Below are 14,747 nucleotides of genomic sequence, written 5' to 3' on the forward strand. Positions count from 1 at the left end.
GGCTCCTGACAACGGACAACGGGTGCGATGGATTCTTCTCCTCCCCTTTCGTGAGTTGTACTAGACGGTCGTCTCGGCGCCGGGGTGTTTTGCCATGGCGAGCGCGGCTGCGGGGAGGTCCGCGGAGGCACCGTCGAGGAACTCGTTCAGCGGCTTCCACACCGCAGGCAAGCTCCCTTGCACGCTGCGCAAGTGCGTGCGCAGGCCCTGCGCGAGGCGGTGCATCTGCGGGTCATGAATGGAGTTGTCTTCCTTCTTGTCCTGCTTGAGCTGTTTGCGGCTGTGGACGTCGCTCCCGATGATCCTGTCCAGCTCCGCAACCGCCTTCGTGAGGCGCTTCTCCGTGCTGTCGATTTCCGCTCGCATCTCGTCGAGGACGCGCTTGATCTGCAAGTCGCGCCTGGGACCCGGTGGCAAGCTCGAGGCCTTTTCCAACGCGGCGAAAACCTCCTTGAAGCGGGCCACGAACTGTGCCGGCAACGCGACGGCGGCCAGCATCATCTGCTTGTCGACGAGGAGCCCATCGTGACGGGCATGCAGCTCTTCGATTTCCTGCGAGATTCCGGCGCGGGCTGCGGGGTCGGGTTCGCGTTCGAGCCGCGCGAGCAGTTCGGCCTGCCAACGCTCGTTCTGCCGCAGCGCGGTCGGGCTGCCGGCCACGAGGCGGTGCTCCGACAGAGGGCCGAAGCGTTCGGCGTTGCGCTGCAGGTAGTTGAGGCTGCCGGCCAGGACGCGCAGCGACTCGGGCAGCTTCAGTGCCCGGGCGTCGAAGTCCTCCGGGTCGGCTGCATTGACGGCCAGGGCGAACGGCACGACCGGCATCGACGATGCCAGCTTGCGCAGGCGCAGTCCCGTCGTGTCGACTGCGTCGAAGTGACTGCCTTGGTGCACGATCGCGATGCATCCATCGACGATACCGGGCGGAACATCCGCTGGCGCGTACTGGCAACGGGTACCGTCCGCTTTGAAGACGGTCGCACCCTGCGCCGAAAAGCAGACCACGTCCTTCTGGTGCACGAAGGCCAGCAAGGCGATCTCCTGGTCCTCTCCCCAGGCGTAAGAGGGTACGGGCCCGGCTGCCAACCCGGACACGACGCGTGCGTACACGCGGGTGCGGTCGGCCTCCGCTTGCGCCTTGTCACTGCCGAAGATGCGCTCACCGACATCGGCGGGCAAGCTCCCGAGCTTGTCGCGCAGCTCTCGGCGGAGGGCGGCGGGTGTGCGCGCGGGGGTCGCAGGCAAGCCGTGAAGAAAGGAGTGGTACAGGCAATTGCCGTCGGGCGGCTTGGCCACGCGCGTCACCGCGGCCCGCTCCAGCAGCGGCACGATCACGGCGTTGTCCTTTGCCGCACGCTGCTGCACGAGAGCTTGCTTGCGCGCCTCCGCCGCACGAGCGCGGATGTTGTCTGCCTCTGCCTTCGGCAGCCCTGCGACGGCCGCTTCCACCGTTGCCGCATGGGCATGGCCCGTCGCGATCCTCGCGAAGTCGAGCCCGGCGTCGACCCCGCTGGAAGGAGCGTTGATCGCGTTCGACAGCTCGTGATCGAGCTTCGACCAGCGCAGGAAGGCAGCGTCGTCGGCCTGCGTTGCGCCGTTGGACAGCGAGAGCGCCGCGTCGGACGCCCACCGCTGCAGGTCGCCTTGCAGCCGCCCAAGCTCCGCCTTGTCCGCGGTTTCGATCCTGCGTGCGACACGCTCCGCGAAACTCGAGGCGGTGTCTTCGCAGCGCATGAACTCGTCCATGGACGAGCGCCGCTCCCCGGGCGCGTCGCATCTTGCGCCTTGCAGTGCCGGCGGCCGCCCGCCCGGCGCTGCGGCTTGCGCTTCAGGCTTCTTCGGGGCGTACAGGGGCGTGGCGACGGCGGCGGGTTGTGGCTTCATGGATCGGGCTTGGTCGGATGCCACTTCGTCGCGGGCGGCTTGTGCCAGTTCACCCACCACCCCGATGTGACGCTTTCGTCTACGGCGGAATGCCCCCGTTGACACCCTCCGAGACCCCCGAATAATGGTCCGCAGCCGTCCGCCGAGACGGCGCTTCCAGATCGCAGGAGACAAAAGATGTACCTCAGGCCCGCTCTGGCGGCGCTGGCTGCCGCCGGCGCCTTCCTGTCCACCCCCACGCTGTCACAAGCACCCGCGCCTTATGACGCCACGCCGCAGCTCGTCGCGGCCGCGCAGAAGGAGGGCAAGGTCGTGTGGTACTCCGCGACAGACGTGTCCGTCGCCGAGAAGCTGGCCAAGGGCTTCGAAGCCAAGTACCCCGGCGTGAAGGTGCAGGTGGAGCGCTCCGGCGCCGAGCGCCTGTTCCAGCGCATCAACCAGGAGTACGGCAGCAAGATCCACAACGTGGACGTGATCGAGACGTCCGACGCGGTGCACTTCGTCCACTTCAAGAAGCAGGGCTGGCTGGAGAAGGCCGTGCCCGCCGAAGTCGCCAAGCTGTGGCCCAAGGAAGCGAAGGATCCGGACGGTACCTACGCGGTGTACCGCGCCCACCTCTCCGTCATCGCCTACAACTCCAAGCTCGTGCCGAAGGAACAGGCGCCCAGGAGCCACGCCGACCTGCTGGACCCCAAGTGGGCCGGCAAGATGGTCAAGGCGCACCCCGGCTACAGCGGCACCATCATGACCGGCACGCAGGCGCTTTCGCAGGCGATCGGCTGGCCGTACTTCGAGAAGCTGGGCAAGCAGAAGGTGATGCAGGTGCAGTCGTCCACCGAGCCGCCGAAGAAGCTGGCCGCCGGCGAGCGCCCGGTGATGGCCGATGGCAACGAATACAACGTGTTCCTGCTCAAGGAGTCCGGTGTGCCGATCGAACCGGTCTATGCCACCGAGGGCACGCCGCTGGTGGTGGGCAACGCCGCGGTGCTGAAGAACGCGCCGCACCCCAACGCCGCGAAACTGTTCTACCACTACATGTTCAGCCGCGAGGCCCAGCAGAACAACAGCGACGTGGGCGGGCTGCGCTCCTTCCACCCCGAGGTGAAGGAGAAGGCGGGCCGCACGCCGCTCGCGCAGATCAAGCTGCTGTACTCCGACCCGGCCGCGCTGGAAACGCAGGTCGAGACCATCAAGAAGAAGTACGAAGAGTACTTCGGGACCTGAAGCCAAAGCCTTGAGCGCCGTCACCACAGCCGAAAGCGCGGCACACGCCCCGCGCTTCGCGCTGCGCTTCGACCTGCTGCGGCCCGTGTTCTACGCACTGGCCGCGCTGCTGCTGGTGCTGGTCGTGCTGCCGCTCGGCTGGCTGGCGTACTACGCCGCCGTCGACAAGGCCGGCAGCCCGACGCTGGCCAACTTCACCGCGCTGGTCACGGACGCCACGCTGCGCAAACCCTTCCTGCTGGCCCTCGGCATGGCGCTGTCGGTGGGCGTGCTGTCGTGCGTGATCGCGACGCCGCTCGCGTGGCTGGTCGCGCGCACCGACCTGCCGGGGCGGCGCGTCGTGCGCGCGCTCGTCACCGCCTCGTTCGTCACGCCGCCGTTCCTCGGCGCGATCGCGTGGGAAATCCTCGCGGCGCCGAACAGCGGGCTGATCAACGTCGTGTGGCGCTACACGACGGGCGCGCAGCAGTACGAGTCGCTGGTCAACATCTACACGTTCACGGGGCTGGTGTTCGCGATCGCGTGCTACACATTTCCGTACGTGTTCACGCTCGTGGCCAACGGGCTGGACAAGGTGCCTTCGGACCTGGAGGACGCATCGTCGATCCTCGGCGCGCGCGCATGGACCACGCTTCGCCGCGTGACGCTGCCGCTGGTGCTGCCCGCGATGCTCGCCGGCTCGCTCATCGCGATCCTGCAGGCGCTCACGATGTTCGGCTCGCCGGCGATCCTGGCATTGCCGGCGGGCTTCCACGTCATCACCACCAAGATCTGGAGCCTGTTCCAGTTCCCGCCCAAGCCAGGGCTCGCCGCCGCCGCTTCGTTGCCGCTGCTGCTCATCACGATCGCGTTGCTGCAGGGCAAGAGCTGGATCCTGGGGCGCAAGGGCTACACGGTGCTGGGCGGCAAGAGCGGCGTGCCGCGCATGACGCACATGGGCAAGTGGAAGCCGCTGGGCATCGCCTTCGCTTTTGGCGTGGTCACGCTCACGGTGCTGCTGCCGTACGCGGCGCTGGTGAAGACGTCCCTCACGAAGAACGTGGCCGAGCCGCTGACGTGGAGCACGCTCACGCTGCACCACTACAACTTCGTCTTCTTCGAGTTCTCGGCGACGAAGCTGGCGATGTACAACACGTTCGTGCTGGGCATCGCCACCGCGACCATCGGCACCGTCGTCGCGCTCATGTGCGCGTACATGGTGTCGCGCAACCCGGTGCGCGGCGCGCGCGTGCTGGGCGCGCTCGCGACTGCCCCGGTCGCTATCCCTGGCATCGTGCTGGGCGTAGGGCTGTTCCTCACGTACTCGCACCCGTCGCTGATGCTGTACGGCACGCTGTGGATATTGCTGATCGGCTTCCTCACCATCGAGATGCCCGCGGGCTACCAGCAGATGAACGCCGCCTTCCACGGCATCCACCCGGAGCTGGAGGAGGCCAGCCGCGTGCTCGGCGCATCGCGCCTGAAGACACTGTGGCTGATCACCGCGCCCCTGCTGCGCACGAGCGTGATCGCCACGTGGTGCTTCGTGTTCATCGGCACCATCCGCGAGCTCTCCGCCACCATCCTGCTCACCACCGCCAACACCAAGCTGGTGAGCGTGATCATCTACGACCTCAACGAAAGCGGCGACCTCGGCGCGATCTCCGTGCTGGGCATCCTGCTGCTGGTCGTCTCCTTCACCGTGGTCTACATCGCCAACAAACTATGGGCTTCCTCGAACTCGACGGCCTGACCAAGAAATTTCGCGCCAACGCGGTCGTCGACAACGTGTCGCTGTCGGTGGAGAAGGGGCAGCTCGTCTGCCTGCTCGGGCCGTCCGGTTGCGGCAAGACGACCACACTGCGCCTGATCGCCGGCTTCCTGGAGCCCGACGGCGGCGAGATCCGCGTCGGCGGCCGGCGCATCTCCGCGCCCGGCGACAGCCTCGCGCCGGAGCGGCGCAACATGTCGATGATCTTCCAGAGCTACGCGCTGTGGCCGCACATGACGGTGATGGAGAACGTCACCTACGGCCTCAAGCTGCGCGGCCTGACGAAGGCGCAGCAGCAGGAACGCGCGGACACCATCCTTGCTGTGACCAAGCTCGCCGAACTCGCGCAGCGCTACCCGGGCGAGCTGTCGGGCGGCCAGCAGCAGCGCGTGTCGCTCGCCCGCGCGCTGGTGGTCGAGCCCGAGACGCTGCTGCTCGACGAGCCGCTGTCCAACCTCGACGCCAACCTGCGCGAGGAGATGCGCTTCGAGATCCGCCGCCTGCACGACAAGTACCGCTACACCACCGTGTACGTCACGCACGACCAGGCCGAAGCGATGACGACCGCGGACCTCATCGTCGTGATGAACCAGGGCGTGATCGAGCAGGCCGGCACGCCCGAGGACATCTACCAGCGCCCGCGCACCGAGTTCGTCGCGCGCTTCATCGGTGGCACCAACATCTTCAAGGGGGCGCGCGAAGGCGAAGTGGTGCGCTGCGCCGGCGGGCTTGCGCTGCGATGCGGCACGGGCGACTTCGCGGCGCAGGGCGAAACCGCCGTGTCCGTGCGCCACCACGACATCCGCATCACCACCGTCGGGCCCGCGAGCGACGAGCCCAACTGGGCGCGCGGCACCGTCGCGCGGCAGACCTATCTCGGCTCGCACCGCGACTACCAGGTGGACCTTCGCGACGGCACGCACGTGCACGCGGTGAGCCCTGCCGAAGTCGCCATCCCGCCCGGCGAGGCGGTGTGGCTGCAATTCCCGCCGGAGCGCTGCCGCGCGCTGGCCTCGTGAGTTTCGACAACATGGAGTACCGAAAGCAATGAGTACGGAGCACCTGACCGGCTATGTGGCCGATTTCATCCTCGGCACGACGCTGGCCGACCTGCCCGAAGACGTGGTCACGCTCGGGCGCAAGCACATCCTCGACGGCCTCGGCCTCGCGCTGTCCGGCGGGGCCAGCCACTGCGGCGGCCTCGTGCGCAAGCACCTGGACAGCCTGAACCTCGGCACCGGGCCCGCCACGGTGATCGGCACGAAGCTGAAGGTCGCACCCCGATTCGCGGCGTTTGCCAACGGCGTCGGCATTCACGCGGACGATTACGACGACACGCAGCTCGCCGTCGCGAAGGACCGCGTGTACGGCCTGCTCACACACCCCACCGCGCCCGCGCTGCCTGCCGCGCTCGCGATGGGCGAAGCGCGCGACGCGAGTGGCGCCGACGCCATGCTCGCGTACCACATCGGCGTGGAAGTGGAGTGCAAGATCTCGGAGGCGATCAACCCGCGCCATTACCAGACAGGCTTCCACTCCACCGCGACGTGCGGCACGTTCGCCGCCGCTGCCGCAAGCGCGAAACTCATGGGCCTGGACCGTGACGCCACGCTGCGCGCGTTGTCCATCGCCGGCAGCCAGTCCGCCGGCCTGCGCGAGAACTTCGGCACGATGACCAAGCCCTTCCACGCGGGCCGCTCCTCGGAGAGCGGCGTCGCCGCCGCGCAGTTCGCGCAGATCGGCTGGACCGCCACCGACAAGATCCTCGAGGCGCCGCGCGGCTTCTTCAGCGCAGCCGGCGGCGGCTACGACCGCAATGCCATCGACGGCAGGCTGGGCAAGCCGTGGACCTTCATGGAGCCCGGCATCTCGATCAAGCCGCACCCGAGCGGCTCGCTCACGCACCCGGGCATGACGGAGATGCTGCGCCTGATCCGCGAGAACGACATCAAGGCGAAGGACGTGGTGCGCGTGCGCGTGGGCACCAACCAGAACATGCCCAATGCGCTTATCCACCACCGCCCCACCAACGAGCTGCAGGCCAAGTTCTCGATGGAGTTCTGCATGGCCATCCTGCTGCTGCAGGGCCGGGCGGGGCTCAACGAGTTCACCGACGAGGTGGTGATGCGCCCCGACGTGCAGGAGATGCTGCGCAAGGTGGAGTTCGGCGTGCATCCGGAAGCGGAGGCCGCGGGCTACCACCTGATGACGACGATCATCGACATCGAGCTCGCCAACGGCAAGACGGTGTCGGGCCGCGCGGACTTCGGCAAGGGCAGCCCCGCGATGCCGATGTCCTACGACGACGTCGCCAACAAGTTCCGCGAGAACGCCGAGTTCGCGAAGTTTCCCTCGAAGCAGGCGGAGCAGGTGGTGGCAATGGTGCGCGAGATCGAGACGCTGCCGCGCATTGCGACGCTGATGGCGCTGCTCGCCGCATGAGCACGCTGCCGCGCATCGGCCTGATGCTGGGCGACATGACCGGCATCGGGCCGGAGATCAGCGCGAAGCTGCTCGCCAGCGGGCGGCTGAAGGACGTGGCGCGGATCGTCGTTGTCGGCGACTCGCGCGTGCTCGACCTCGGCTGCCGCGACGCGGGAGTCGATCACCCGGACGTGGAGCTCATCGACCTCGGCAACGTGGACCCGTCCACCATCACGCGGGGAGAAGTCTCGGAAACCTCGGGCCGCCTCACCGGCGAAACCCTGAAACACATGACGGAGATGGCCCACCGCGGCGAGCTGGACGGCATCTGCTTCGCGCCTCTCAACAAGGCGGCGCTGCACCGCGGCGGCTGGAAGTATCCCGACGAGCACCAGATGTTCGCCGCGTTCAACCAGCACGAGGGCTTCTTCGGCGAGATGAACGTGATCGAGCAGTTCTCCACGTTCCGCGTGACGTCGCACGTCGCCTTGCGCAAGGCGGTGGAGATGGTCACCCCCGAGCGCATCGAGTCGGCGATAAGGCTGGCCGACACGACGCTGCGCGCCAACGGCAAGGACAGCCCGCGCATCGGCGTGGCGGCGCTCAACCCTCATTCCGGCGAGAACGGCTTGTTCGGCGACGAGGAGATCACCATCATCCGGCCGATGGTGGAGAAGATGAAGGCGCAGGGCATCGCGTGCACGGGCCCCGTTTCGTCGGACGTCATCTTCCTCAAGGCGCTCAAGGGCGAGTTCGACGGCGTGGTGATGATGTACCACGACCAAGGCCAGATCGCGACCAAGCTGCTCGGCTTCAACAAGGGCGTCACCGTGACAGCCGGCCTGCGCACCGTCTACACCACGCCAGCCCACGGCACGGCGTTCGACATCGTGGGGCAGGGCAGGGCCGACACCGGCGCGCTGGAGCAGGCGGTGCGGATTGCGGCGCGGCTCAGTGCTTCCCGTTCCCGCCCGGCGTAGACATCAGCCTGTCGGTATACGCAATTGCCATCGCCGACAGCAGGAAGGTGATGTGGATCGCCGTCTGGGCGACCAGCACGCGGTCCGAGTAGTTGTCCGCGTTGATGAAGGTCTTGAGCAGGTGGATCGACGAGATGCCGATGATCGCCGTTGCGAGCTTGACCTTCAGCACCGACGCATTCACGTGGCTCAGCCACTCGGGCTGGTCGGGGTGGCCTTCGAGGTTCATGCGGCTCACGAAGGTCTCGAAGCCGCCCACGATCACCATGATGAGCAGGTTGGAGATCATCACCACGTCGATCAGCGCCAGCACCACCAGCATGATGATGGTCTCGTTCAGCGCCTTGATCTCGCCCGTGGGCTTGTAGCCGATGCTGGAGATGAGCTGGGTCAGCGCCGCCTGGCTGCCCGCCGCGGCCTCGATGAGGTGCCACAGCTCCAGCAGGAAGTGCACCACGTACACGGCCTGGGCGGCGATGAGGCCCAGGTAGAGCGGCAGCTGGAGCCAGCGGCTGGCGAAGATCAGGTTGGGCAGGGGGCGAAGCGGCGAGTTCTTCGGGGGCAGACCGGGTTGTTCTTGCATGGCGGCGATTGTAGATTCGCGTAGATTCGCGTCAGTACGTTGTAAGTGCCAACCCTGACATTACGGCCGAACCCATCTTGCCGGAGACAAGTGCCATGAGCAACGCCATCGAATCCGTCCTCGTCGAAAACCGCGTCTTCCCCCCGCCCGAAGCGGCCGTCAAGTCCGCGCGCATCTCCGGCATGGCCGCCTACCAGGCCATGTGCAACGAGGCCGAGAAGGACTTCGAAGGCTTCTGGGCGCGCCTGGCCCGCGACAACGTCGTGTGGACCAAGCCCTTCACGAAGACGCTGAACGAGAGCAACGCGCCCTTCTACAAGTGGTTCGAGGACGGCGAGCTCAACGCGTCGGCCAACTGCCTGGACAAGCACATCGGCACGCCGGTGGAGAACAAGACGGCGATCGTGTTCGAAGCCGATGACGGCGCCGTCACGCAGGTCACCTACAAGGAACTGCTCGCGCGCGTGAGCCAGTTTGCCAACGCGCTCAAGGCGCAGGGCATCAAGAAGGGCGACCGCGTCATCGTCTACATGCCGATGACCATCGAGGGCGTCGTGGCCATGCAGGCGTGCGCGCGCATCGGCGCGACCCACAGCGTGGTGTTCGGCGGCTTCTCCGCGAAGAGCCTGCAGGAGCGCATCATCGACGCGGGCGCCGTGGCCGTGATCACCGCCAACTTCCAGATGCGCGGCGGCAAGGAGCTGGGCCTGAAGTCGATCGTCGACGAGGCGCTGGCGATGGGCGGCTGCGACACCATCAAGAACGTGCTGGTGTACATGCGCACGCCTACCACCTGCAACATGGTGGCCGGCCGCGACAAGACCTTCACCGAGGTGCTGCAGGGGCAGAGCACCGAGTGCAAGCCCGAGCCGGTGAACGCCGAGCACCCGCTCTTCATCCTTTACACCTCGGGCTCCACCGGCAAGCCCAAGGGCGTGCAGCACTCCACCGGCGGTTACCTGCTGTGGGCCAACCTCACGATGCAGTGGACCTTCGACATCAAGCCGCAGGACGTGTTCTGGTGCACGGCCGACATCGGCTGGATCACCGGCCACACCTACGTGGCCTACGGCCCGCTCGCCGCCGGTGCCACGGAAGTCATCTTCGAAGGCGTGCCGACGTACCCGCACGCGGGCCGCTTCTGGCAGATGATCGAGAAGCACAAGGTCACGGTGTTCTACACGGCACCGACGGCCATCCGCTCGCTGATCAAAGCGGCCGAGACCGACGAGAAGGTCCACCCGAAGAACTGGAACCTCACGTCGCTGCGCATCCTGGGCACGGTGGGCGAGCCGATCAACCCCGAGGCGTGGATGTGGTACCACCGCAATGTGGGCGGCGAGAAGTGCCCCATCGTCGACACGTTCTGGCAGACCGAGACCGGCGGCCACATGATCACGCCGCTGCCGGGCGCCACGCCCACGGTGCCGGGCTCGTGCACGCTGCCGCTGCCGGGCATCATGGCGGCCATCGTGGACGAGCAGGGCCACGACATGCCCAACGGCTCGGGCGGCATGCTGGTCGTCAAGCGGCCGTGGCCCTCGATGATCCGCACGATCTGGGGCGACCCGGAGCGCTTCAAGAAGAGCTATTTCCCGGAGGAGATGGGCGGCAAGCTGTACCTCGCCGGCGACGGCGCCGTGCGCGACGCGCAGCGCGGCTACTTCCGCATCACGGGCCGCATCGACGACGTGCTCAACGTGTCGGGCCACCGCCTGGGCACCATGGAGATCGAGTCCGCGCTGGTCTCCAAGACCGACCTCGTGGCCGAAGCCGCCGTGGTGGGCCGTCCCGACGACCTGACCGGCGAGGCCGTGTGCGCGTTCGTCGTGCTCAAGCGCCCGCGCCCCACGGGTGACGAGGCCAAGAAGATCGCCGACGAGCTGCGCGCGTGGGTGGGCAAGGAGATCGGCCCGATCGCCAAGCCCAAGGACATCCGCTTCGGCGACAACCTGCCCAAGACGCGCAGCGGCAAGATCATGCGGCGCCTGCTGCGCAGCATCGCCAAGGGTGATGCGATCACGCAGGACACGAGCACGCTGGAGAACCCGGCGATTCTGGAGCAGCTCGCCCAGAAGAGCTGAATGAAAAAGCCCGCGGAAGCGGGCTTTTTTCCTGAGGCGGGGCGGGTTACTTCAGGGTCAGCACCCAAGCCGCCAGCTTCTTGGCTTCGGCCTCGTTCACCTGCGCGTTGGCCGGCATCGGCACGGGGCCCCACACGCCGGAGCCGCCCTTGATGATCTTGACGGCCAGCTTGTCCACGGCGTCCTTCTGGCCGGCGTACTTGGCCGCGACTTCCTTGTAGGCGGGGCCGACGAGCTTTTTGTCCACGGCATGGCAGGCCATGCAGTTCTTGGAGGTGGCGAGGGCCTGGTCGGCCATGGCCGGGCTGGAGACAGCGGCCAGGGCAGCCACGGCGGCGAGCGCGAGGAGCGCTTTTTTCATGCTTGGAGTCCTCTTGGGTTGCGTTACAGTGCTTCAACGGGATTGTACGGAGGCGCGTTGACCGCCCCCTGGAGGACAAAAGAATGCTTTTCCTGCTGATCGGTATCGGCCTGCTCATCGCCAAGACCATGGAAATCGGGCAGATCGCCACGTGGCCCTGGTGGGTCGTGCTGTCCCCCTTCGGGCTCGCCGTCGCCTGGTGGGCGTGGGCCGACGCGTCCGGCTTCACCAAGCGAAAGGCCATGCAGCGCGAGGAAGAGCGCAAGCAGGCGCGCATCGACAAGAACCGCGAAAACATCGGGATGGCGCCGAAGAAGAAGCGGTAGCGTCCTACAAACCGGTGCGCGCGCCGGCCGTCAATATGGCTCAGCCCGAGGGAGGGCTTGAACCATGCTCGAACGCATCACCGGCCCGTACCGCGGCCTCTACATCGCGGCCTATGCCTGCCCCGTGGGCGAGGCCGGCCAGTTCCACGGCTTTGCCAAGGTCTGCGGCGCGCAACCGCTGAGCTACTGGGAAGCGACGCAGGTCGTTCGCAAGCTCAGCGCGCCGGCGTGGTCTGCCACGGCGGACGAAGCGCTCGCCGCCGCTGAAGAGGTCGCACAGATGGCGATAGCCAACCGCGTGCCCGCCAAGGCAGCCGAAACGGCCTGATCAGCCGATCGGCGCGTGCTTGCGCTGCAGCGGCGCGAGCGCGGGGCCTTCGATCACCGTGCCGTCCGGGCGGAACCGGCTGCCGTGGCAGGGGCAGTCCCAGCTCGTTTCCACGCTGTTCCAGTGCACCTTGCAGCCCAGGTGCGTGCAGACGGGCGATACCGCCATCAGCTCGCCATCCGGTGAGCGCCATGCGGCCACCGTTTCACCATCCACCTCCACGATCGCGCTGTCGCCGGCCTCCAGGCTCGCGAGCTTCTCGTTCTGCGGGTGCGTGAGGTAGTCATTGACGAGCGACCTGACGGTCGTCGACGTTTCCTCGGCGAGGCCTTTTACGCCCTTGACCAGCGACAGGCGCGTCGGCTTGTACAGCTTGTGCTCTTCCTCCCGCACGCGGCCGAGCAGCTCCTCGGCCAGGATGCGGCCGGCGACCGTGCCCCACAAGCGTGCCGCTTCCTTCGCGAGGTGCACCGCGTAGGCCTGCGGCTGCATCTGCGCCTGGTCGGGCAGCACCACCACGTCACCGACAGCCGAGGGCAGGCCGGGCGGCACTTGCGTGTGCCGCTCGGGCGAGAGGCCTGCCTTGATCATCGCCTCGTATTCCGTGTCCACCTGCTTCTGGTAGTCGGCCTCCTGCGCGTAGAGCACGAGCGGGCACCGGCGGAACCCGAAGTCGCCATGCCCCGCATGCATCTCGATGAAGCCGATGGCTTCGCGCCGTTCGCTCGTCACGAGCCGTGCGACATCAGGGCCCCAGCGCTTGAGCACTTCACGCAGGCCGAGCGCGAGCGTCTGGTACAGGTTGCCGGTGGAGTTGCCCGTGCTGCCGCTGCCGACCTCGTGCGCTTCGAGCAGCGTCACCTGCCGGCCCTGCTGCTGCAGGAGAAGCGCGCAGGTCAGGCCGGTGATGCCGCCACCGACGACGAGCACGTCCGTGGTGGTGTCGCCCTGCAGCATCGCAAAGCCGGGCGAGGGCGCGGTGCCGCGCCAGACGGAGGTGGTGTCCATGTCCCCATGCTAGGAGCGCTGGACGCTCCGCATGGTAGGACGGGCCTTGTGTCGCGCTAGAAGTTGTCCAGCACCGCGCCCTTGCTGGCGCTGGCTGCGTTGAACGCGAACTTGGCCTGCACGCCCCGCGTGTAGCGAGGTGCGGGCGCCTTCCACGCGGCGCGGCGCTTGGCGAGCTCGGCATCCGCAACGTTCAGCTCGAGCTTGAGCTGGTGCGCATCGATCGTGATCGAGTCGCCTTCGTGCACGAGCGCGATGTTGCCGCCCGCGGCCGCTTCCGGCGCGACGTGCCCCACCACCATGCCCCACGTGCCGCCCGAGAAGCGGCCGTCGGTGATCAGGCCCACGCTTTCGCCGAGCCCCGCACCGATGAGCGCACCTGTGGGCGCGAGCATCTCCGGCATGCCGGGCCCGCCCTTCGGGCCGAGGTAGCGCAGCACCATCACGTCGCCGGCCTTGATCTTGCCGTCGAGGATGGCCTGCAGCGCCGACTGCTCGTCGTCGAACACGCGCGCCGGGCCGGTGATCACGGGATTCTTCAGGCCGGTGATCTTGGCGACGGCGCCCTCGGGCGAGAGGTTGCCCTTGAGGATGGCGAGGTGACCCTGCTCGTACATCGGGTCCTTGATGGAGCGGATGACGTCCTGGCCCGCGGGCGGTGCGTCGGGGATGTCCTTCAGCACTTCGGCAATCGTCTGCCCCGTGATGGTGACGCAGTCGCCGTGCAGCAGGCCGGCGTTGAGCAGCAGCTTCATCACCTGCGGGATGCCGCCGGCCCGGTGCAGGTCGACGGCGAGGTACTTGCCGCTCGGCTTGAGGTCGCAGATCACGGGCGTCTTCTTGCGGATGCGCTCGAAGTCGTCGATGGTCCATTCCACGCCGGCCGCGTGCGCGATGGCCAGGAAGTGCAGCACTGCGTTCGTCGAACCGCCCGTGGCCATGATCACGGCCACCGCGTTCTCGATCGCCTTCTTGGTGACGATGTCGCGCGGCTTGATGTCCTTCTTGATGGCCTCGATCAGCACCTTGGCCGACTCCTTGGCCGAGTTCATCTTCTCGTCGTGCGGGTTCGCCATGGTGGACGAGTAGGGCAGCGAAATGCCCAGCGCCTCGAAGGCCGACGACATCGTGTTGGCGGTGTACATGCCGCCGCACGAGCCGGTGCCGGGGATGGCGTGCTGCTCGATGTCCTTGAGTTCCTGGTCGCTGATCTTGCCCGCGGCGTTCTGGCCCACGGCCTCGAACACGCTGACGATGTTGAGGTCCTCGCCCTTCCACTTGCCCGGCAGGATGGTGCCGCCGTAGACGTAGATGGCCGGCACGTTGGCGCGCAGCATGCCCATCAGGCCGCCGGGCATGTTCTTGTCGCAGCCGCCGATGACGACCACGCCGTCCATCCACTGGCCCTGCACGCAGGTCTCGATGCAGTCGGCAATGACCTCGCGCGACACCAGCGAGTACTTCATGCCCTCGGTGCCCATGGCCATGCCGTCGCTGATGGTCGGCGTGCCGAAAATCTGCGGGTTGCCGCCGGCCTCCTCGATGCCCTTCACCGCCGCGTCGGCCAGCTTCTGCAGGCCGCTGTTGCAGGGCGTGATGGTGCTGTGGCCGTTGGCCACGCCCACCATCGGCTTGCCGAAGTCGGTCTCCTTGTAGCCCATGCCGTAGTACATGGAGCGGTTGGGGGCGCGGGCCTTGCCCTGCGTGATGTTGTCGCTGCGAAGGGGGATGACTTTCTTGTCCATGGGGCCGGATTCTGCGCCCGGCGGCTGATTCCTGCCAATCCGATTTGCGGCCC

At 67.3% G+C, this 14,747-nt stretch carries 13 protein-coding genes; 8 read left to right on the forward strand and 5 right to left on the reverse strand.

The genetic code is table 11. From position 1 onward, the window contains the following. Positions 1-60: 60 nt before the first annotated feature. On the reverse strand, positions 61-2,055 hold the full coding sequence (locus H8R02_RS27870) for a hypothetical protein (RefSeq protein WP_187084933.1): 1,995 nt from the start codon (positions 2,053-2,055) through the stop codon (positions 61-63). Positions 2,056-2,058: 3 nt separating this feature from the next. On the opposite strand from H8R02_RS27870, the gene H8R02_RS27875 reads away from it, so the two are divergent. Genes H8R02_RS27875 through H8R02_RS27895 form a run of 5 tightly spaced genes read left to right on the forward strand, consistent with a single transcriptional unit; the run spans position 2,059 to position 8,259 of the window. Continuing rightward, the gene (locus H8R02_RS27875) at positions 2,059-3,105 is read left to right on the forward strand and encodes an ABC transporter substrate-binding protein (RefSeq protein WP_187084935.1); all 1,047 of its coding nucleotides are present in this window, start codon (positions 2,059-2,061) and stop codon (positions 3,103-3,105) included. Positions 3,106-3,115: 10 nt separating this feature from the next. Continuing rightward, on the forward strand, positions 3,116-4,837 hold the full coding sequence (locus H8R02_RS27880) for an ABC transporter permease (protein WP_187084937.1): 1,722 nt from the start codon (positions 3,116-3,118) through the stop codon (positions 4,835-4,837). After that, the gene (locus H8R02_RS27885) at positions 4,810-5,874 is read left to right on the forward strand and encodes an ABC transporter ATP-binding protein (protein ID WP_187084939.1); all 1,065 of its coding nucleotides are present in this window, start codon (positions 4,810-4,812) and stop codon (positions 5,872-5,874) included. The genes H8R02_RS27880 and H8R02_RS27885 overlap by 28 nt, the downstream gene beginning before the upstream one ends. 28 nt (positions 5,875-5,902) lie before the next feature. Beyond that, complete coding sequence (locus H8R02_RS27890) at positions 5,903-7,297, forward strand: MmgE/PrpD family protein (protein WP_187084941.1); 1,395 nt, start codon at positions 5,903-5,905, stop codon at positions 7,295-7,297. Then, on the forward strand, positions 7,294-8,259 hold the full coding sequence (locus H8R02_RS27895) for a PdxA family dehydrogenase (RefSeq protein WP_187084943.1): 966 nt from the start codon (positions 7,294-7,296) through the stop codon (positions 8,257-8,259). Before H8R02_RS27890 ends, H8R02_RS27895 begins: the two co-directional genes overlap by 4 nt. Here the strand turns inward: H8R02_RS27895 and H8R02_RS27900 are convergent. After that, positions 8,231-8,842 (reverse strand): YqhA family protein, encoded by a 612-nt coding sequence (locus H8R02_RS27900; protein ID WP_187084945.1) that lies wholly within the window; start codon positions 8,840-8,842, stop codon positions 8,231-8,233. The two genes, H8R02_RS27895 and H8R02_RS27900, sit on opposite strands and share 29 nt — an antisense overlap. Before the next feature lie 95 nt (positions 8,843-8,937). Between H8R02_RS27900 and acs the strand changes: the two genes are divergently transcribed. Then, positions 8,938-10,926, forward strand: a complete 1,989-nt coding sequence (gene acs, locus H8R02_RS27905; RefSeq protein ID WP_187084947.1) for an acetate--CoA ligase — start codon at positions 8,938-8,940, stop codon at positions 10,924-10,926. A 46-nt stretch (positions 10,927-10,972) separates the two neighbouring features. Here the strand turns inward: acs and H8R02_RS27910 are convergent, their stop codons facing one another. After that, on the reverse strand, positions 10,973-11,287 hold the full coding sequence (locus H8R02_RS27910) for a c-type cytochrome (RefSeq protein WP_187084949.1): 315 nt from the start codon (positions 11,285-11,287) through the stop codon (positions 10,973-10,975). 83 nt (positions 11,288-11,370) lie between these two features. On the opposite strand from H8R02_RS27910, the gene H8R02_RS27915 reads away from it, so the two are divergent. After that, a complete protein-coding gene (locus H8R02_RS27915) occupies positions 11,371-11,613 on the forward strand; it encodes a TIGR04438 family Trp-rich protein (protein ID WP_187084951.1) in 243 nt (80 codons plus the stop codon). Positions 11,614-11,677: 64 nt separating this feature from the next. Further along, positions 11,678-11,941: a hypothetical protein gene (locus H8R02_RS27920; RefSeq protein WP_187084953.1), complete on the forward strand. Its 264-nt coding sequence runs from the start codon at positions 11,678-11,680 to the stop codon at positions 11,939-11,941. Here H8R02_RS27920 and H8R02_RS27925 read toward each other — a convergent pair whose 3' ends face one another. Further along, positions 11,942-12,949, reverse strand: a complete 1,008-nt coding sequence (locus H8R02_RS27925; protein ID WP_187084955.1) for an FAD-dependent oxidoreductase — start codon at positions 12,947-12,949, stop codon at positions 11,942-11,944. A gap of 56 nt (positions 12,950-13,005) precedes the next feature. Next, entirely contained in the window at positions 13,006-14,694 is a 1,689-nt protein-coding gene (gene ilvD, locus H8R02_RS27930) for a dihydroxy-acid dehydratase (protein WP_187084958.1), read from the reverse strand. Positions 14,695-14,747: the final 53 nt, after the last annotated feature.

This window comes from Ramlibacter albus (genome assembly GCF_014297445.1).
Lineage (GTDB): Bacteria > Pseudomonadota > Gammaproteobacteria > Burkholderiales > Burkholderiaceae_C > Ramlibacter > Ramlibacter albus.